We start from the raw sequence: 18,363 nt of genomic DNA on the forward strand, positions 1-18,363 counted from the left end.
CGGCTCACCTCGACGGGCGGCCGCGCTAGGCGGACTGCGCCGCCTGCGCCGTGAGCGCGGCGCGCAGGGAACGGCGGCTGATCTTGCCGACGCCGGTCTCCGGGAAGCTCTCGACGACCTCGAGCAGGTCCGGGATCTTCCAGGTCGCCACGCCGCGCTCGCGCACGAACTGCCGGATCTGGCCGAGCGCGGGCGGGGTGGCCGGGTCGGTCGCGAGCACGAACACGCAACTGCGTTCGCCCAGCCGCTCGTCCGGCACCGACACGACGATCGCGTCCCGAATCAACGGATGGTCCAGCAGATGTGCCTCGATCTCCTCGGCCGAGATCTTCTCCCCGCCGCGGTTGACCCGGTCGCCCAGCCTGCCCTTCACCACCAGGTTGCCGTCCGGGCGCAGGTTGACCACGTCACCGGTGCGGTACCAGCCGTCCTCGGTGAACGAGGTCGCGTTGGCCTCGGCATTGCGGTAGTACCCGCGAATCGTGTACGGGCCCTTGGTGATCAGCAGACCGTCCGTGCCGGGCGGTACCGGCTCGCCCTGCTCGTCGACGACGGCGATCCGGTCGTGGTCCGACATCGGCCTGCCCTGCGTGGCCAGGATCACCTCGTCGGGATCGTCGAGGCGGGTGTAGCAGACCAGTCCCTCGGCCATGCCGAACACCTGCTGCAGGGTGACCCCGAGCGCGGGGGCGATCCGCCGCGCCAGCTCGTCCGGGCAGCGGGCGCCGCCGACGAGCAGCACCTGCAGGCTCGAAATGTCGTAGTCCGTCCCGGCTTCCGCGCGTTCCACCCACAGTCTGGCCAGCGGCGGCACGAGGCCGGTGATGGTCACGCCGAAACGCTGGATCGCGCCGAACGCGGTGGTGGGGGAGGGCTCGATGGCCATCGCCACGGTGCCGCCCGCGTACAGCACGCCGAGAATGCCCGGCGAACTCATCGGGAAGTTGTGCGCCACCGGCAGCACCGCCAGATAGACGCTGGTCTCGTCGAGTCCGCAGATCTCCACGCTGCGTCGCACGCTGTACAGGTAGTCGTCGTGGGTGCGCGGGATGAGCTTCGGCGTGCCGGTGCTACCGCCGGAGAGCTGCAGGAACGCGATGCCGGACGGGTCGACCGCGGGCAATTCGCGTGGCGCGGCGCGCAAATCGTCGAGTCCATGCGTGCCGCCCGGCGGCAGGGCCGGGCGCCGATGGTCCGGCACGAGGATCAGATGCCGCAGCTCGGGTGCGCTGTCGCGCAGCACCGCGCCGAGCGTGGCGTGATTGAAGCCCTGGTGGTGGTGACAGGTGACCATCGCGATCGCGCCGCTGGCCTGCGCGATCGGGAGCAGTTCGGCTTGGCGGTGCGCGGGCAGGCAGAAGACCGGCAGCGCGCCCGCGTAGAACAGGCCGAAGATCACCTCGACGAACTCGGCGATATTGGGCAGTTGCACGAGCACCCGATCGCCCTGCTGGATACCGAGATCGAGGAAACCCGAGGCCAGCGACCTGGCCCGGGTTTCCAGCTCGGCGTAGGTCCAGCGATTGCGGTCGTCGAGCACGGCGATGGCATCGGGTGTAGCGGCCGCGCGGCTGGTGAGCATGTCACCGAAGGTTTCTCCGGACCAGTAGCCCAGGGCGCGGTAGGTATCGACTTCGTTTGCCGGCCAAGGGGTTAGGTCGGATTGCGTGGACAAGACGAGCTCCTTACGTGCTGATCACACTTGGTTTACTTTCATCAAGAATTAAGGTTAGGCTAAGCATATGTCTCGAGATGGTAAAAGTGGTGGCGGTGTGATCATCACCGGTGCTGCTGGTGGCATCGGACGGGCTGCGGCACAGATCTTCGCGGCCCGGTCCGCGGCGCCCGTGGTGCTCTGGGACCACGATCCCGCAGTGCACCGCGCAGCGGAAGAGATCCGGTCGAGCCGCACCGGTGTCGACACCCACGCCGAACAGGTCGACGTGACCGACGCCGCGTCCGTCGATCGGGCCTTCGCCGCCGCGGTCGAGCGGATCGGCCCGCTCGAGTCGGTGGTGCACGCCGCGGGTGTGCTGGAAACCGGCCGGATCGCGGAACTGACCGGCGACCAATGGGATCGGTGCCTGGCGGTGAACGCGACCGGCACGATGAACGTGACCCGCCGGGCCGCCGCGCTGCTCGCCGCGCGCGGTGGCGGCTCGATCGTGGTCGTCACCTCCAACGCCGCGAACACCCCTCGGGTCGGCATGGCCGCCTACAGCGCGTCCAAGGCCGCGGCCGCCGCGTTCGCCATGGCGCTCGGGCTCGAGGTGGCCGCCGCGGGCGTGCGGGTGAACATGGTCTCGCCCGGTTCCACCGACACCGCCATGCTGCGCGGTATGTGGGATCACGCCGCGACCGAATTGCCCGCCGCGGCCCGCGATCAGGTGCTCGCGGGCGACCCGGAGCGCTTCCGGCTCGGCATCCCGCTGCGCCGGGTGGCCCAGCCCGAGGACGTCGCCGAAGGCATCTATTTCCTGACTTCTCCCCGCGCCCGCCATATCACCATGCACGACCTGCGGGTGGATGGCGGCGCGACGTTCGACGCATGACGGCTCTGTTCCGACCCACAAGGAGATAACTGTTGGCTATCCCGCCGATCGCACCGTATTCGATACCGGCGCGCGAGGACGTCGCCGTCAATCGGGTGCCATGGACGCTGGATTCATCGCGCGCCGCGCTGCTGATCCACGACATGCAGCGGTACTTCATCGACGCGTACCAGCTCGACCAGGAACCGATCTCGACCGCCGTCGCGAACATCCGGCGCCTGCGCAAGCAGTGCACCGAGGCCGGGGTCCCCGTGGTCTTCACCATGCAGCCCGGTGACCAGCACCCCTCGCGGCGCGGCATTCTCGCCGACTTCTGGGGCAGCGGACTGAGCAACGGCCCCGAGGCCGAGGTCGTCGCCGAACTGGCGCCCGGCCCCTCCGATATCCAGGTCACCAAGTGGCGCTACTCCGCGTTCCAGCGCACCGACCTGCGCGAGTTGCTGAATCACTACAACCGCGACCAGTTGATCATCACCGGCGTCTACGCGCACATGGGCTGCATGCTCAGCGCGGCGGAGGCGTTCATGAACGACATCCAGCCGTTCCTGGTGCTGGACGCGACCGCCGACTTCGGCCGGGACGAGCACCTCATGGCCATGGACTACGTCGCCCGCCGCTGTGGCGCGGTGACCACCACCGACGCGCTGGATTACGCGCTGCGGCAATCGAATGCGGCCTGACCCGGGCTTTCGACTAGTTGGAGGAGTGTTATGACCGAGCCGGTTACCATCGGCCGCGAGGATGTGATCGCCGATATCGCGGCGGCACTGGGCGTCGCACCGCACGAGGTCCCCGAAGACGGGGATCTCACCGACGCCGGCCTGGATTCGGTGCGGTTGATGTCGCTGGTCGAGAAGTGGCGGGCCGGCGGCGCGACGGAGGCGGATTTCGCCACCCTGGCCGCCGAGCCGGTGCTCGGTGTCTGGCTCGACGTCCTGGTACCCGGTCACGCGGATCGGACATGACGGGCGGCACCGGTGACGAGATCGTCGATATCGCCGGGATCGGTTTCGGGCCTTCGAATCTCGCGTTGGCGATCGCGCTCGAGGAGCACAACCAAGACCGCGCGCACGAGCGGCTGAGCGCCCGGTTCGTCGAGTCGAAAGAGCGGTTCGAGTGGCATCCCGGCATGCTGCTGCCCGGCGCGACGATGCAGATCTCGTTCCTGAAAGACCTTGTCACGCAGCGCAATGTGCGCAGCAGGTACAGCTTCCTGAACTATCTGAAAGAGCACGACCGGCTCACCGATTTCATCAACCTGTCGACCTTCCGGCCCACCCGGCTGGAGTTCCAGGACTATCTGCGGTGGGCGGCGCGCACGGTGGACGCCGAGGTGTCCTTCGGTACCACCGCGGTGTCGGTGGCCGCGGCGGGCGACTACTTCGAGATTCAGCTCGACGGTGCCGCGCCCGGCGTGCTGCGAGCGCGCAACATCGTGGTGGCCGTGGGCCTTTCGGCGCGGCTGCCGGAGGGGGTGGCGGCGAGCGCGCGGGTGTTCCACAGTCATCGCCTGCTGCCCAGCCTGGAAACACTGCCGCGGTTGCGGCACAACAGGTTCGTGGTGCTGGGCGCCGGGCAGAGCGCGGCCGAGGTGGTCGGGCATCTGCATCAGCGCTACGAAGACGCGCGAGTGCACGCGGTGTTCGGCAAATACGGGCTCAGCCCGGCCGACGACAGCCCGTACGCGAACCGGATCTTCGACCCGGCCGCCGTGGACGACTTCTACGCGTCCTCGCCGGAGTTGCGGCGGCAGTTGATGACCTATCACCGCGGCACCAACTATTCCGCGGTGGAGCCCTCACTCATCGAGCGGTTGTACGCGCAGGAGTACGCCGAGCGGGTCGCCGGTGATCGGCGGTTGTTCATGCACGGGGCCTCGACGGTCGCGAGCATCGAGGATTCCGGCAGCGGGGTCCGGGTCGACGTGACGCACGGGCCGACCGGCCTCACCGAGACCCTGATGTGCGATGCGGTGGTGTGCGCCACCGGCTTCCGGCCCGGCGACGTCCGGACCGTACTCGGGGAACTGGCCGGATCCGTCGCGTTCGAGAGCGGACAGGTCCAGGTGACCCGGGACTACCGGCTGGTGCCGACCGCGCCGCTGCCCGGCGATATCTATCTGCAAGGCGGCACCGAGCACACGCACGGGCTCTCCTCGTCGCTGCTGTCGAATATCGCGGTGCGCACCGGCGAGATCGTGCGCTCGGTCGCGCGGGCGGCGACGGGTGCGCGGACCGATCGCGCGGCGGACCGGGCGGGGAGGTAGCTACGCGATCTCCAGGCCCCGCCCGCCGGCGGAATGTGCGAAACTCGGTGCCGGACTTGGCATCCGGGTTGTTCGCGCGCACTTAAGCAAATCTAAACAGTGACAACGAACATGTTGACAAAATAAGGTGTGGCTATCCTAAGCTTCCGGCATCCCGACCACACCTACGAAGGACTTCGAAGAATGCTGATGAGGAACCTCGCCGCGACAGCCACCATGCTGATCGCCGCACTCGGTGTCGCCGCAGGCACCGCGGCCGCCGACCCGGCCGCTGCCGATGCGCCGATCAATTTCACCGCCGAGTCCACCGACACGCAGGCCATCGTCTCGCTGGACGCCGGCTCGATCGTGGTCGAGGACGGCGCGCTGAAGATCAAGGCCGCCAACGGAAACGTCGTCGCGGGCACCCCCCTGAAGTTCCGGCTCGACGAGTTCGAGTTCCCGATCGCGGCCGATATCGCCGGCCGCACGGCGACCCTGACCCCGCAGCTGGACATGAGCAAGGCCGTCTACAAGCCGGTCGCGCTGCCGTTCGAGGACAAGGCGCCGTGGAAGAGCGAGTACGACCGTGAGCAGGCCGCCTGGTCCCGCATGACGGGCACGATCAGCCTCGGTGCGAGCATCGCCACCCTGGTCGGCGGCCTCGGCGGCGCGGCCGTCGGCTGTGTGCTCGGCGGCATCGTCGGTGGCGCGGTGGTCGGCGGCACCATCGTCGGCCTGTTCGGTCCGTTCCTGGGCGGCATCGCCGCGGGTTGCCTCGGTGGCGCGGCCGCCATGGGCGCGCTCGGCACCGTCGCGGGCCAGATCTTCATCACCGCCCCGGTGGCGATCGGTGCGGCTATCCAGTACTTCACCACGATCAACCAGCCGTTCAACCCGGCCAAGTAAGACCTGACCCGGGTCGACCGTGCGAACCGCCCCTCAGAAGGGGGCGGTTCGTACTTTTTCTGGCACCGAGCCGCCTGGAGTGGCTTGCCCCGCAACGGGTTCGGTGCCGCCGACGCGTGCGTTCGAATCCGCGGTAATCCTTGCGATGTGTTCACCGCTGGCGATAGCCTGCCTGACTAGTTGCTGGACAGGGACGCCGGACGGGCGTTCTTCGCATCTCACTTTCGAGGAGCTCGTCGCGTGCGGATCTCGGTTCGAACATTGGCCGCGTTGGCGGCAGCAGCTCTACTCGGCGTGGTTCCGGGAGTGGCGCAGGCCGATCCCGCGCCGGCCTCGGACAATTGCCGATCGTTTCCCTTCGAGGTCGCCCGGGGTCAGTTGGCCTCGACATTGTGCCTGCCCGCCGACGGCACGGCCGATACGGTCATGGTGCTCATGGCCGGTTCGAATTACAACGGCTCCTATTGGGATTTCCAGTACGCCCCCGAGACCTACAACTTCCGGCGCGCGATGAACGCCGCGGGATTGGCCACCCTCGTGGTCGATCGGCTCGGCAACGGCAACAGCACGCATCCGCCGAGCCTGACCCTCACCGCGACCGCCACCGCGGACGCGCTGCACGACGTCGTGCAGGCACTGCGCGCCGGGCTCGCCGGCGCCGCGCCGTTCGCGAAGGTGATCAGCGTCGGCCATTCGCTGACCTCGGGCACCGCGGTGATCGAGGCGACCACACATCATGATGTGGACGGCGTTGTGCTCACCGGGTATTCGCACTCGCTCAATATTCCGGAGACCCTCGGCGTGATCTCCACCTACTATCCGGCGGTGCAGGACCCCAAGTTCGCCGGAAGCGGGCTCGATGCCGGCTATCTGGTGTCCCGGCCGGGTACCCGGCTGCACGACTTCTTCGATCCCGACAATGTCGACCCGCAGGTCCTCGCGGTCGACGAGCAGAACAAGGAAGTCTTCTCGCTCACCGAATATCCCGACGGCCTGACCTCCACCCTGCCCGGTATGTCCAGTCTGATCACCGCGCCGGTGCTGCTCGTCAACGGCGGCCGGGATCGATTGTCCTGCGGCACCAACTATTCGGTCTGCACGGACTCGGCCACCCTGCTGGCTTCGGAGTCCCAGTACTTCGGCCCGGCCGCGAAGTTGCGCGCCTTCGTGCTGCCCGGCAGCGGGCACTCGGTCAACTTGGCGCGCAACACTCGCGACTATCAGGCGGCCGTCATCGACTGGGCGAATTCGATGGTCCGGCCGTAACACCTCACTGCGCCTTGGCCTCGGGGATATAAGCGGAGTCACGGGCGCCGATCTGGGCGGGCACCTGCTGCCGCGACGCCGACTCGAGTTTCGGGCGCCGGATATCGAACAGGCCCGCGGCGCCGAACTTCCGGACGAGTTCGGTATCGGTGATCGCGTCCAGGAACTTCTCCACATACGGGGATTTGTCGCGGGCGTGCACGGTCAGCTCGCGCCGGATCGGGCGGGGCAGCCGGACAATGGACACCAGGCGCGAGGACCCGTGCAAGGCCATGCGGGGTACCAGCGCCACGCCGACACCGTGTTCCACCAGGCTCAACGCGGTGGATACGTCGGGTGCCCGTACCGCGAACCGGATGTGCACGCCGGCCCGGCCCGCCTCACGCGAAAGGATATCCGTGAGATCGGAATTCGCGCCGCAGCGAATCCACGGCGCCTCGATCAGCTGCTTCCAGGAACCGTCGAAGCTGTTGCGATGGCTGTGGTGGCACACGACGACGAGTTCCTCCTCGCCGAAGCAGTGGAACACCTTTGCGGTGGACCGCTCCAGCGGACCGACGGCGAGATCGAGCGCGCCCTCGTCGAGGGTGGAGTGCAGTTCGCGGATATCGGTGAACGACCGGACCTCGATGTTGTCGATATTGCGCTCCAGCCGCATCCGATAGATCAGCGGCGGCAACAGTTTCTGCGCGATCGTCGGCGTCGTGCCGACGGTCATGACGCCGTCGCCGAACGTTTGACCCATGGCCATCGCCTGCCGGACCGAGTCGACGACGTCGGAGGCCTGGGTGAAGAACTCGCGGCCGAACTTGGTGAGCCTCGATCTTCGGGATCGGGGGTCGAACAGTTTCCGGCCGAGCGAACTCTCCAGTGAGTCGATCTGCTGCGACATCGCGGACGGCGTTATTCCGAATCGGCGCGCCGCCGCGGACAGTGAACCCAGTTGCACCGTGTTCACAAAGTAATCGAACTGCCGCAACGTGATCGTGTTGGAAGTGAGCAAGGGATAATCAGACATCGGCAACCTTCATATCGAGCCTTCGGCTCATCTACCGCACTTGCGGTCCTTCACTGAAATTTAAGTGAGCATCCGTCGCCGAGTCGTGGCAGTTGCCGATCAGCGTCGATCGACTTCGACTTCCGGCTCTTTCCGTTTACCGTGCGTTCATATCTCGAATGGTGCGGCGATGGCCGGGAAAGAACTAACTCGGAGATCGTGCCGACTTGCGCGGAGTCAGTATCTACGCGGGTGCAGGATACGTCAATGTGGAAGTGTTTATCGTTCTGTTATCTGGATCACCTTGCCACTTCGCACACTGACTCGCTTGCTCTCGCTACCTGGGGTGATGGCTGCTGAACCGCCTTCTGGGTCCGCCGAGCGCGCCCCTGCATCGTGCTCATCGGATACTGGATCGTAACCGTGCCGGTCTCGAAGTATGGGCCGTGGGGTGCTTATTCAATCGAAACTTAACGCAATGTTAGAGCGGCTAACAACCGGTGGACATCTTGTACCGGATGACAATCCGGCTTGTTCGTTGCGACAACTCTCGCGATATAGCGGAACGGCTATGAATCAGGCGGTTTACGTGATCGCGTCGTGATCGGAGAATTGTCCGTTTCGACGCTGTACGTGATCTGACCGTGATCGCCGATCCAACGTCTGTTAATTGGGGTCTTGATTCGATGTAAGAATGTTCTCGCGGCCTTGTCGGGTGTCCGCGGCGCTCGTACGCTTCGAATCGGAAGCCAGCACGCTGGAACCGCGTACTAGACCGCAGAGTCGCGGCTAGCCGGTCCGGCCGGTCGCAGTGTCGCGGCCGGCTGGAATCGGCGATCAATTCGACTCAGTCGATCCGATGGACGATCGGCCATTTCGAAGGAAGACATCTTGGGTAAGCACAGCGCGCCGAGAAATACCTATGTCCCCGCCCGGATGGCGATGCTGTCCACGGTGACGCTGATCGGCATGGCGGTCTCGGCCAATGCCGGAGCCGGCGAGCCGGCGCCGCACGCAGGGGGTGCGGTCCGCGACGGTGCCACCGCGGCTCCGGAACCGACAGTGGCCGTGCCTGTTTCGCGCACGCCCGGAGACGCGCGGGCGCAGCGGCCGGAAATCGGTGCGCCCGCACAACAGTCGAGTCGCACCGAGCGCGCGGAACCGGAGCCCGGCACCACGGCGGCGCTGATCGAGAGCGCGCAGACATTGCTCGAGCTGGGCGGTCCGGCCCTGCAGGAGCCGATGCGCGTGGTGATCAAGGCGCTCGCGGCGGCGCTCAGCGCGGGCAACGCCGCGATCGGTCCCGAGGTGGCCAAGGGGATCAACCAGTTGCTCGCCGGCGTCGCACCTGCCCCCGCCGGCGCCGGTGCGCCCAGGCACGCGGCGATCGTCTCGGACGACGAGGTGGAACCCGTCGACGACTCGACCTACGACAGCGATGACGCGGCTTCCGAGACCGATGACTCGACTTACGCCGACGCGGCTGCCGATGACCCGACCTATGCCGACGACGACTCGGCGTACGACTCCGATGAATCAGCTTATGCGGCTGATGATTCGGCTTATGTGACCGACGACGACGCCGAGTGGGCTCCGCTCGCGCTCGGGCCGAGCGTCGGCTGACAACCGAACAACACACCGATCGACAACTTCACGAAGGATATTGTGCGTTTCTCGCCAGCGACCATGCTGTCTCTGTCCACCGCTGTCGGCGCCTCGGCGATTGCCGTGGCCGCGCTCGCCGGAGCCCCTGCGGCTCAGGCCGCACCCTCGGCCGAATCGCCCGCCGATGCGGTGATCAGCCTGACCAACGACGAACGCGCGAAGGCCGGCTGTCCGGCGTTGCGCGCGGAAAGTCATCTCACCCAAGCCGCACAGGGCCATTCGGAGGACATGGCCGCCGGCAACTTCATGGACCACAACTCGTCGAAGGGCGATCCGGGCGCGCGGATCCGCGCGGCGGGATACAAGCCGCAGACCTGGGCGGAGAACATCGCCGCCGGATATCAGAGCGCCGACGACGTGGTCGAGGGGTGGATGAACAGCCCCGGGCACCGCGCCAACATCCTGAACTGCGGCCTGCGCGATATCGGTGTCGGATACGCGAAGGCGCGCAACGGAACTCCGTACTGGACCCAGAACTTCGGCACCTCGAGCCAACCGGACTCCGGTAAACCGACGGACGGTAAGCCCGGCAAGCCGACCGACGGCCAGCCGGGTAAACCCGATAAGCCCGGCCAGCCCGGCCAGCCCGGCGGTGGCGATCCCTCCGACGGTGACTGTGCGAACCCGTCCGACGGCGGCTCGCCGTGGGATCCGTGGGGCGATTGGTCCGATGGCGGCGGTGATTCCTGGGATCCGTGGGGGGACGGTGCCGATGGTGGCGGTGATTCCTGGGATCCGTGGGGCGAGGGTGCCGACGGCGCGGGCGACTCCTGGGATCCGTGGGGCGATTCCGCTTGGGACCCTTGGGGTTCCGACGATGCCGCCGAGTCGTCGTGGGATCCGTGGAGCAACGGCTTCGACGCCCCGATTCGCAATGTCTTCGAGCAGTTGGCCGCTCGGACGAGTCAGCGCTGACTCGAGAGGTAAGCCACAAACTCGCTTTGTGGTTTACCGGGTCTTCGCGGGACCGGCCGCACCCGCGGGGGCTTCGGATCAGCACGCGAGGGTGCCGCCGGACCGAGGACGTGTCCGGCGGCATCCGCTGTTCGTGCGGCGCGTTCAGTCCGCCGGTGCCAGTGGCCCCGACGGGCCGAAGGCCAGGTCGGCGAAGCGCTCGCCGATGCGACGGTGCGTCGCGGTATCCGGATGCAGCTGATCCGGCAGCGGCAACTCGGCGAAATCCTGCTCGCCGTACAGCACTCGGCCGTCGAGATAGTGCAGGTTCGGGTCGTCGGCGGCACGCTGTTCGACGATGCGGACGAGTTCGTCGCGCACGACCGCGAGGGTCAGTTTTCCGTTCGCTCGCTCCGCCGGATCACCGAGCGCGCGGAAACGCACGCGCTGACCGTCGAAGTCCAGCGCGCCCGGGCCGGGGGTGTCCTCATGGATGGGACAGAGGATCGGCGACACCACCAGCAGCGGGGTGTCCGGGTGGCCGTCCCGGATGGTGTCCAGGAAGCCGTGCACCGCCGGGGTGAAGGCGCGCACCCGCATCACATCGCTGCTCACCAGGTTGATGCCGAGCTTCAGACTGATCAGGTCCGCGGGTGTGTCCCGGATCGTCCGGGCGACGAACGGATCGAGCAGACAGTTGCCGCGCAGGCTGAGGTTGCGCAGCGAGACGCCCCCGCGCACCGCCGCCAGCGCGGGCCAGGTCGCGGTCGGGCGGTCGGCGTTCGAGCCGTGACTGATCGAACTGCCGTGGTGCAGCCAGACTTTCCGGCCGTCGGCCGGAGCGGGCCGGACCGGCGCGTCGGTGCGTAGTGCCACCAATGCGGCGGTTTCGGTGTGCGGCAGCCAGATCTCGATGTCCTTGGCGCCGGCGGGCAGGTCGAACCGGAGGGTGCCTGCTGCCGCCTCCGCGGTGACGACGGCCTGTGTGGTCATGTCGACGAGCCGGCCGATGCCCGGCACGGTCGCATTACCGGCCGGGCGGCCGTCGACGAGCAGTTCGTATACGCCGGCGGCGGGCGCGGGTACGCCAGGATAGAACGCCCTGATAGGCAAAGCGTCCAGTTCGATGCGGGTCGCTTCGGTCCGGAACGCCAGGCGGACACCGGCGGGCTGAGCCTCGACCGTCGCCAGGTAGTCATCCGGAAACTGGGTGCGGGCCGCGGCCGGAAGTCGGTGCGGGAGTAGACCGTCGGCGGTGAGCTCGACGTCTAGCGTGCCGTGTAACAGTGGTTCGATCGGGGTCGTGATCCAGTCGGTCATAGCTGGTCCTCGAGGGTAGGGGAGCGTCAGGCCGTCAGACGGTAAGTGCGGCGCGCGGTTTCGGAGAAGAGTGCGGCGAGCTCGGTGGCCGAGGCTCCGGCGGCGAGTCGCTTGAAGGTGTTCCACAGCGTCGCGTACCCGGTGCCCATCTTTTCCACGGGAAAGTTGCTCTCGAACATGCAGCGCTGCGGTCCGAACGCCTCGATGCAGGTGTCGAACCATGGCCGCCAGTGCTCGGCGAGTTCCGCCGAAGTCGGCGGCGTGGGCGCGGTCAAGTAGTCGAATGCGGCGGCGGTGGCGAGGAGACCGCCGAGCTTGCACACCACGTTCGGCCGCTCGGCCAGGGCTCGGATGCCGCGCGCCCAGGTGGCGAAATGCGCGTCGCGGTCGCGCGCGTAGGGACCGAAACCGAGCGGAGCGCCGCAGTGGTCGAGCACCAGACGCAGTTCGGGCACCGCATCGGCCAGTTCGGCGGCGTCGGCGAGTTGCGGGGACAGGATCCACAGGTCGAGCGTGAGATCACGGTCGGCGACGACGCGCACGCTGTCGCGGATGCGCGGCTCGGCCAGCATGTGCGGTCGGGCCCCGGGATGGCTGAGCGCGAGCCGGTCGCTCGCGTCCCAGCTCGCCGCGTAGCGCAGGCCGCGGAAACGGCCCTGCCCCGCCTGCAGGTGCGCTTCGATGACCCGGTCGACGACGCGGGCCTCGAATTCGAAGTCGACCCGGCCGATGATCCCGGCCGCCACCCTGGTCGAGCCGCCTGCGGCGGCGCTCGCCGCGGCCAGGCTCGCGACGAACTCCGTCTCGCCGACCGGTCGCAGCTCGGCCGGTCCGTCGGTGCGATAGGCCGACAGGCATTCGGCATGGATCGTGGCGACCACGTGGTGTCCGCTGCCGAGGTCCGCCGCGAATTCGTCCAGCAGATAACGGAATCCGGGATGCTGCCAGAGGTGGTGATGCGGATCGATGATGGGCAGCTCCGGTAGGAGGATCTCCTCCCGCGCCTGGTGCGCGAGCCAGCCCGGATCGGGCGGGTGGATCCGCCCGAACTCGGTTGGCCGAGTGCCGCGGGCCACCGGGTGACTCATAGTCACCACCCCTTATCCTGTAGTTGCTGGCTCATTTAACAAGTAGATACGCTAAATTACCTAGGGGCATTAGGCAAATTAGTTGATCCTGTAGTCACACGAGGAGAAGGTATGGCGCGCGCGCGAGTCACGAGTGAGAACCTGATCGAGGCGGCGGCGGAACTCGCCGACGAGATCGGCTTCGAGAAGGTGACCGTCCCGGCGCTCGCCCGCCGGTTGGGCGTGAAGGACGCGAGCCTGTACTCGCGGTTGGCCAGTGCGCGCGAGCTGCGCGTCAAGATCGCGGTCATGGCGCTCGCCGAACTCGCCGACAAAGTCGCCGACGCGTTGGCGGGGCGTGCGGGCAAGGAGGCGCTGGTGGCGTTCGCCAACGCCTACCGCGACTATGCGAAGCAGCATCCCGGCCGGTACGCCGCGATGCAGCTGGATTTGGACCCGGCGACCGCCGAAGCCAGTGCCGCACGCAGACATTCGCAGATGACCCGCGCCATCCTGCGCGGGTATCACCTCGACGAGCCGGCCGAAACCGACGCGATCCGCCTGCTGCACGGCACCTTTCACGGTTACGTGCAGCTCGAACTGGCGGGTCGCTACGACAGCCACCCGCGCGCGGTGGAGGACTCGTGGGCACGCGCCCTCGACGCCCTCGACGCGCTGCTCAGCAACTGGCCGAGCGCCTGATCATCTGCGGCGCAACAGGACTCCGCGGATGAACGCGGCCTGGCCCGAGTGCTGGATATCGTCGTCCACGACGCTGACCAGCCGGACGCCGAGGGTGACCGGCGGATCCCAGCGGGTGTCGACGACGCGGGGGAGGTCGGCGTCGGTGAGGCCGGAGACATAGTCGATCGTCTGCGCGTGCACCGCGTCGTAGTAGCCGAGCAACAGTTCGACGGGCACTCGGCCGAGCTGCTCGATCTCGGCCGGGGTGTGTCCGTAGCCGGTCGCCTCGTCGGCGAAGGGCAGGCCGAAGCGGTCCGCCCAGCCCGCGGCCGTCCACACCTGGTCCAGTCGCGCGACCTCGGCGATGTGATCGTCTTGGACCCGGGTCAGGTGCCAGAGCAGCCAGGCGACGGAGTTGGCACCCGGGTCCAGGCGCACCCCCAGTTCGTCGGGGGTCAGGTCCGCGACGGCACCGTGCACGTTCTCTCGAACTCGGCCGAAAGCGTCGATCAACAAGTCAGCGCTGGTCATGTTCGGGTTCGAACGCGCGGGGGCGTCTGTTATTCCCGGCACGGGCCGGTGCGGCTGTCGCCGCCTGCCCGGTGAATTCCGCCGGTGCACCTTGTAAGAAAGGCGTGAATTCTTCGCGACGCCGGACGTCGGGATGGACCGGTAGGGTTGCCGCTATTACGCTGACCGGACGACGGCGCGGAATGACAGAACTCGGGAGTGTGGCAGGCTCGGATAATGATCGGACATCGGCGCCGGTAGATGCGGGCTATCGGATGGCGGTCCGCGCTCGCTTCATATGTCATCGATAGATGTTGTGGTGCAGCATGATTCGCAGATCAGCGCAGATGTTGTGCCGCGTTTCCTGGGCGTTGATCGAGACGATGATGCGGGTGCGGCGGATATTCGTGATAAATCGTAGTACTCGGTGTCGTGACCGGCCTGCGCACTATTTGCAAGCCGGTACTTAAAAGAGTGAAGCGCAGCTGAAATATTACGGTAGAGGCAGCTGAATGCAGATCACCCGACAATTCTTGCGAAGCAGTGGAGGTACAGCAGCAGTGGGTAGACGTTTCTTCCGGCCGGACGGTGGCCGGAAATTCAGACCGATTCGCGCGATCCTCGGTGTGCTGACGATCGGTGTGGCCATGGCCGCGACCGGGACGGTCACCGCGAGCGCCCAGCCGATCTGGCCCCTCCCGGACCCCGACCCGTTCTATGCCGCGCCCGCCGACATCGCGAGCAAGGCCCCCGGCGACGTGCTCGACAGCCGGCCGATGCCGCCGCTGTTCTTCTTCCCCGGCGCCACGGTCACGCTGATCAAGTTCCGGTCCACGAACTCGCAGGGCGAGCCGATCGCGGCGACCACGACGGTGCTCACGCCGCTCGGTCACCGCGCCGACGCGCCGCTGCTCTCGTTCCAGCACATCATCAACGGACTCGGCACCCAGTGCGCGATCTCGCACGGGCTCTACGCCAACGACACCAACTTCATCGTGCCGTTCGCGCCGGTGCTGAACGTCGCGCTGGCGCGCGGCTGGAGCGTCGCGCTGCCGGACCACCTGGGCCCGAACAGTGCTTACGGCGCAGCGAAATTGGGCGGTCGGATCACCCTCGACGGGATCCGTGCGGCGCAGCGACTGCCGCAGCTCGGCCTCGGGCGGAGCCCGGCCGCGGTGGCCGGTTACTCGGGTGGCGGTATGGCGACCGCCTGGGCCGCCGCGCTGGCGCCGACGTATGCGCCGGAACTGAATCTGGTCGGCGCCGCCGAAGGCGGGGTGCCGATGAATCTGACCACCATGGGCTGGGCGATCGGGCACAACCAGCATCCGGCGTTCGGGCTCGGCTTCGCCGCCGTGCTCGGCCTGGAGCGGGAGTACCCGGACCGCCTGCCGATCACCAGCGCGCTGAACGAGCGCGGGCTCGCCGCGGCGCGGGGCATGGCGAACAGCTGCACCAACGACCTGATCGCGCGCGGGGTCGGGCACAGCTTCGACGACTACGCGAAAGACATTGTGCTGGCCCATGATCCGAAGGCGTGGGCGGTGGCGGACGAGAACAGCGTCGAACTCTACGACGGTGTTCCGGACGCGCCGGTCTTCGAATGGCATTCGCCGCAGGACGGGCTGATCCCGCTGGACGCGATCACCAACACGGTGCACCGGTACTGCCGCGCGGGCGTCAAGGTGCAGGCGGAGCTGTACCCCACACCCGATCACCTGACGGCCGCCGAACTCGGGTTGCCATCGATGATGAACTGGCTGGACGGGCGCTTCGCCGGCAAGCCCGCGCCGAGCAACTGCGGATAATCGGATAGTTCCGGATCGCCCCGCGTGGTAGCCGACCACGCGGGGCGAACTGCGTCGCGCTCAGTCGCGCGCGGGCACTTCGCAGCCGTCGGGGCCGCAGGCGTCCGCGCCGCCGATCGTCTGCAGGACCGGTCGGTGCTCGGCCCAGGCCTGCTCGAGTGCCTGGGCGAACACCGCCTCGGGCTGGGCGCCGGAGACGCCGTACTTGCGATCGAAGACGAAGAACGGGACACCGGTCGCGCCCAGCTCGGCCGCTTCCTGTTCGTCGGCGCGCACGTCGTCGGCGTAGGCCGTCGGATCCGCGAGGACCGTGCGCACGGCCGACTCGTCGAGTCCGGCAGCCGCGGCGAGCCGTGCCAGCCGGTCGTGATCGGCGAACAGCGACTGCTCCTCGGCGAAGTTCGCGCGGTAGAGAGCGTCGAGCAGTTCTTCCTGTCTGCCCTGGGCGAGGGCGAAGTGCAGCAGGCGGTGCATGTCGAACGAGCTGCCGTAGTCGCGGCCCTCGGTCAGGTACGGCAGACCGAGTTCGGCGGCTTGCGCGCCGATCCCGCGTTCGTTGGCCGCGGCCTGTGCTTCGCTGATCCCGTATTTGCGGGCGATCTTCGCGATCACCGGCCCGGACTCGTCCGCGGGCAGCGTCGGGTCCAATTCGAACGACCGGTGCACCACCTCGACGTCGGCGCGATGGGCGAACTCGGCCAGCGCCGCCCCGAACCGCGCCTTGCCCAGGTAGCAGAACGGGCAGTTGATGTCGGTCCAGATCTCGACCCGCACGGGCGTCCTCACTCTCGTCGCAATCCCCTGAACAGCCAACACGCCGATATTCGGTTCTGTTCCCACAAGCTGCCTGCTCGGCAATCTGCCCAGCAGGGCCGATCGATCTAGAAATGACTGAGACAGACTGTTACCGTAAACCTGTGTAACATTAACCTCGACCCGATATGAGGTAGACGTCATGGCAACACAGTCGGCAACGGCGCCGTCTCGCACCGCAGCAAAGGGTGAGTACACGGCGATCCTGACCACCCTGTCCGAAGGCTCGGTCAATCGGCACTTCGATCCGTACACCGAGATCGACTGGGAATCCGCCGAATGGGCGGTGATCCCGAACGATCCGCGCTGGATTCTCCCGGCCGCCACCGATCCGCTCGGCGCGCACCCCTGGTACCTCGCATTGCCGGAAAGCCGCAAGATCGAGATCGGGATGTGGCGGCAGGCCAATATCGCGAAGGTCGGGCTGCAGTTCGAGGAGCTGCTCATCGGCGGGGTGATGAACTATCTGTTCGCCAAGGTGCCCAACGGCTCGGCCGAGTTCCGCTATCTCAATCACGAGGTCGCCGAGGAGGTCAACCACACCCTGATGTTCCAGGAGATGGTCAACCGGATCGGCGCGGACGTCCCGGGCATGGGCTCGATCATGAAGCTGCTCGGCCCGCTGGTGCCGCTGCTCGGCCGCTTCTTCCCGACCACCTTCTTCGTCGCGGTGCTCGCCGGTGAGGAACCGATCGACCATGTGCAGAAGCAGGTGCTGCGCGCGGGCGAGGACGTGCACCCGATCATGCGCGACGTGATGCGGATTCACATCGCCGAGGAGGCCCGGCATATCGCCTTCGCACACGAATACCTGCGGCACCGGGTCCCGAAGCAGCACCCGGTACAGCGTGCGACCCTGTCGCTGGCCTACCCGATCATCATGTTCATCGCCTGCGACCTGATCGTGAAGCCGCCGCGATCGCTGTTCCGCGAGTTCGACATCCCGAAGGGCATCCGGCGCGAACTGTTCTGGCGCAGCGCCGAGGCCAGGGCGCGGCGGCGCGACTTCTTCGGCGAGGCCAGGATGCTGGCCGCCGAGATCGGGCTGATGAACCCGGCGGCCAAGCTGGCCTGGCGGGCGCTGCGGATCGACGGCAAAGAGTCGCGCTACCGCGGCGAACCGGTGCGCACGCACTCCTGATCGCGAACGAAGGCCCGGCGGTAGCGCACCGCCGGGCCTTCGCCGTTTTCCGGGTGAGCCGGACGGGTCGCACGCCCCGGTCCCACCCGGTCGAATTCGGTTCCGATTTCGGTCCGAAATCGGAACCCCGGCGGTATCGTGACTGGATCCGGCCTGCTCAGCGCGGTGGTTCAGGCTCGGAATCCGTAGTACCGCAAGCACCTTCGGCGAGGAGGTACCGATGCAGAGGCGCATCTCGTGGCAGGTGTTCCGGCGTCACATCGTCCGGGGGTTGCTCTTGTACGGGGCCTGCGTGGGCGGGTCGGTGCGCTGCTTCATCGAGGCCGAGCGGATCGAAGCGGCCCGCGCTCAATCGCCGGTCGTCCCCGGCCCGGACGCGTGGGATTGGTCCGTGCCACACCAGTGGTACGACATCGCGCACAAGCGCTGAGCGGATCGTCGGGCCCCGAGTTCCCGGGGTGTTTCGGCCTGGACCGAAACATGGTGCGTCCC

The 18,363-nt window shown here is 67.4% G+C and carries 18 protein-coding genes; 12 read left to right on the plus strand and 6 right to left on the minus strand.

Going from position 1 to position 18,363, the window contains the following annotated elements:
* Nucleotides 1-25: 25 nt before the first annotated feature.
* Nucleotides 26-1,582, minus strand: a complete 1,557-nt coding sequence (locus tag NVU01S_RS14830) for a (2,3-dihydroxybenzoyl)adenylate synthase (protein ID WP_244467410.1) — start codon at nucleotides 1,580-1,582, stop codon at nucleotides 26-28.
* A 190-nt stretch (nucleotides 1,583-1,772) separates the two neighbouring features.
* On the opposite strand from NVU01S_RS14830, the gene NVU01S_RS14835 reads away from it, so the two are divergent.
* The 6 genes from NVU01S_RS14835 (at nucleotide 1,773) to NVU01S_RS14860 (ending at nucleotide 6,972) form a co-directional block, all read left to right on the plus strand.
* A complete protein-coding gene (locus NVU01S_RS14835) occupies nucleotides 1,773-2,552 on the plus strand; it encodes an SDR family oxidoreductase (protein WP_082032266.1) in 780 nt (259 codons plus the stop codon).
* 32 nt (nucleotides 2,553-2,584) lie between these two features.
* On the plus strand, nucleotides 2,585-3,232 hold the full coding sequence (locus NVU01S_RS14840) for an isochorismatase family protein (protein WP_043677133.1): 648 nt from the start codon (nucleotides 2,585-2,587) through the stop codon (nucleotides 3,230-3,232).
* Nucleotides 3,233-3,262: 30 nt separating this feature from the next.
* A complete protein-coding gene (locus NVU01S_RS14845; RefSeq protein WP_043677134.1) occupies nucleotides 3,263-3,517 on the plus strand; it encodes a phosphopantetheine-binding protein in 255 nt (84 codons plus the stop codon).
* Nucleotides 3,514-4,818, plus strand: coding sequence for a lysine N(6)-hydroxylase/L-ornithine N(5)-oxygenase family protein (locus NVU01S_RS14850; protein ID WP_043677136.1), 1,305 nt, complete (start codon nucleotides 3,514-3,516; stop codon nucleotides 4,816-4,818). Before NVU01S_RS14845 ends, NVU01S_RS14850 begins: the two co-directional genes overlap by 4 nt.
* 183 nt (nucleotides 4,819-5,001) lie before the next feature.
* On the plus strand, nucleotides 5,002-5,706 hold the full coding sequence (locus NVU01S_RS14855) for a DUF8020 domain-containing protein (protein WP_043677137.1): 705 nt from the start codon (nucleotides 5,002-5,004) through the stop codon (nucleotides 5,704-5,706).
* Nucleotides 5,707-5,946: 240 nt separating this feature from the next.
* Nucleotides 5,947-6,972 (plus strand): alpha/beta fold hydrolase, encoded by a 1,026-nt coding sequence (locus NVU01S_RS14860; protein WP_043677139.1) that lies wholly within the window; start codon nucleotides 5,947-5,949, stop codon nucleotides 6,970-6,972.
* Between the two features lie 4 nt (nucleotides 6,973-6,976).
* Here NVU01S_RS14860 and NVU01S_RS14865 read toward each other — a convergent pair whose 3' ends face one another.
* Entirely contained in the window at nucleotides 6,977-7,990 is a 1,014-nt protein-coding gene (locus NVU01S_RS14865; protein ID WP_014987399.1) for a LysR family transcriptional regulator, read from the minus strand.
* Between the two features lie 870 nt (nucleotides 7,991-8,860).
* On the opposite strand from NVU01S_RS14865, the gene NVU01S_RS14870 reads away from it, so the two are divergent.
* The gene (locus NVU01S_RS14870; RefSeq protein WP_156161788.1) at nucleotides 8,861-9,592 is read left to right on the plus strand and encodes a hypothetical protein; all 732 of its coding nucleotides are present in this window, start codon (nucleotides 8,861-8,863) and stop codon (nucleotides 9,590-9,592) included.
* Nucleotides 9,593-9,634: 42 nt separating this feature from the next.
* The gene (locus tag NVU01S_RS43375; protein WP_063776023.1) at nucleotides 9,635-10,549 is read left to right on the plus strand and encodes a CAP domain-containing protein; all 915 of its coding nucleotides are present in this window, start codon (nucleotides 9,635-9,637) and stop codon (nucleotides 10,547-10,549) included.
* Between the two features lie 144 nt (nucleotides 10,550-10,693).
* Here the strand turns inward: NVU01S_RS43375 and NVU01S_RS14880 are convergent, their stop codons facing one another.
* Nucleotides 10,694-11,848, minus strand: coding sequence for a GDSL-type esterase/lipase family protein (locus NVU01S_RS14880; RefSeq protein WP_043677144.1), 1,155 nt, complete (start codon nucleotides 11,846-11,848; stop codon nucleotides 10,694-10,696).
* A gap of 26 nt (nucleotides 11,849-11,874) precedes the next feature.
* Nucleotides 11,875-12,936: an amidohydrolase family protein gene (locus NVU01S_RS14885; RefSeq protein ID WP_052281035.1), complete on the minus strand. Its 1,062-nt coding sequence runs from the start codon at nucleotides 12,934-12,936 to the stop codon at nucleotides 11,875-11,877.
* 111 nt (nucleotides 12,937-13,047) lie between these two features.
* Between NVU01S_RS14885 and NVU01S_RS14890 the strand changes: the two genes are divergently transcribed.
* Entirely contained in the window at nucleotides 13,048-13,617 is a 570-nt protein-coding gene (locus NVU01S_RS14890; RefSeq protein ID WP_043677145.1) for a TetR/AcrR family transcriptional regulator, read from the plus strand.
* Here the strand turns inward: NVU01S_RS14890 and NVU01S_RS14895 are convergent, their stop codons facing one another.
* A complete protein-coding gene (locus tag NVU01S_RS14895; protein ID WP_043677147.1) occupies nucleotides 13,618-14,130 on the minus strand; it encodes a mycothiol transferase in 513 nt (170 codons plus the stop codon). It lies immediately after the preceding gene.
* Between the two features lie 539 nt (nucleotides 14,131-14,669).
* On the opposite strand from NVU01S_RS14895, the gene NVU01S_RS14900 reads away from it, so the two are divergent.
* On the plus strand, nucleotides 14,670-15,917 hold the full coding sequence (locus NVU01S_RS14900; protein WP_043677149.1) for a lipase family protein: 1,248 nt from the start codon (nucleotides 14,670-14,672) through the stop codon (nucleotides 15,915-15,917).
* Between the two features lie 60 nt (nucleotides 15,918-15,977).
* On the opposite strand, the gene NVU01S_RS14905 is transcribed toward NVU01S_RS14900, so the two are convergent.
* Nucleotides 15,978-16,691, minus strand: a complete 714-nt coding sequence (locus NVU01S_RS14905; protein ID WP_043677241.1) for a DsbA family oxidoreductase — start codon at nucleotides 16,689-16,691, stop codon at nucleotides 15,978-15,980.
* 181 nt (nucleotides 16,692-16,872) lie between these two features.
* Between NVU01S_RS14905 and NVU01S_RS14910 the strand changes: the two genes are divergently transcribed.
* On the plus strand, nucleotides 16,873-17,871 hold the full coding sequence (locus NVU01S_RS14910; RefSeq protein WP_052281036.1) for an AurF N-oxygenase family protein: 999 nt from the start codon (nucleotides 16,873-16,875) through the stop codon (nucleotides 17,869-17,871).
* A 220-nt stretch (nucleotides 17,872-18,091) separates the two neighbouring features.
* Nucleotides 18,092-18,301: a hypothetical protein gene (locus tag NVU01S_RS14915; protein WP_043677152.1), complete on the plus strand. Its 210-nt coding sequence runs from the start codon at nucleotides 18,092-18,094 to the stop codon at nucleotides 18,299-18,301.
* The last annotated feature ends 62 nt before the right edge of the window (nucleotides 18,302-18,363 follow it).

It is taken from the genome of Nocardia vulneris, from assembly GCF_001613425.1.
In the GTDB taxonomy this organism is placed as follows: Bacteria; Actinomycetota; Actinomycetes; order Mycobacteriales; family Mycobacteriaceae; genus Nocardia; species Nocardia vulneris.